Genomic DNA, 682 nt, shown 5'->3' with positions numbered 1-682 from the left:
CTACACATTTGTCTTGAGGTCAGGCGCTGCGCACGAGGGGCGGCAACTCATGCTCGGCGAGGCGCATGCGCTTGGGCAGGACGATGCCGAGGCGGTCGAGAAGTGTAGCTTGGGCGGAGTCGGGCTGGCTGACGCATCGCAAGCGGATCTGGCCGTGCGTTGTGGTTGGCAACACGACGTCGTTCGACTGGATACGTGCCAGCTCTTCGAGGATCGTACGAGGTGAGTTTCCAAGGCCGGCGCGCTGCTGCCACATCTCTAAGCTCTTCCACAGCACGAAGGCGAGGAAGCATACGAGGATGTGGGCCTGGACGCGATCCTCGCGTTGGTGCCAGATCGGACGAACGTTCAGTTGATCTTTCTGGATACGGAAAGCAGCCTCAGCCTGTGTGAGTTGGATGTAAGCCTTCCAGAGCTGCTGATCGCTCCAGTCGGTGATGTTCGAGCGCAGGAGATAGGCGCCCTCAGAGAGCGTGGCCCAATCGTCGAAGGAGGCGTTATGATCAGCCCGGAGACGGAAGCCTGCCGGGCAGCCGTCCGGCTCCAGCGTGATGGCGAAGCGGGCGGCGGCACGCTGGTTTTGCTGCAGGATGCGGCCGATCTGCCGGTTCACCGTCGCAGGATCGAGCCGTTTCTTTGCGCGGGCGATCCGCGTGGCCAAGCGATCGAGCGCCTCTTCGAT

General features: G+C 62.5%; 1 protein-coding gene. It reads right to left on the bottom strand.

All coding sequences use genetic code 11. The annotated features are described in order from the left end of the window. Positions 1-19 precede the first annotated feature (19 nt). Positions 20-682 (bottom strand): transposase (locus tag SO139_RS46345; RefSeq protein WP_498542172.1); only part of this gene is annotated, 663 nt, incomplete at its 5' end.

Source organism: Bradyrhizobium sp. UFLA05-89 (genome assembly GCF_059803475.1).
The sequence above is the reverse complement of the archived record's forward strand: the minus strand, read 5'-3'. Positions and strand labels throughout refer to the sequence as shown.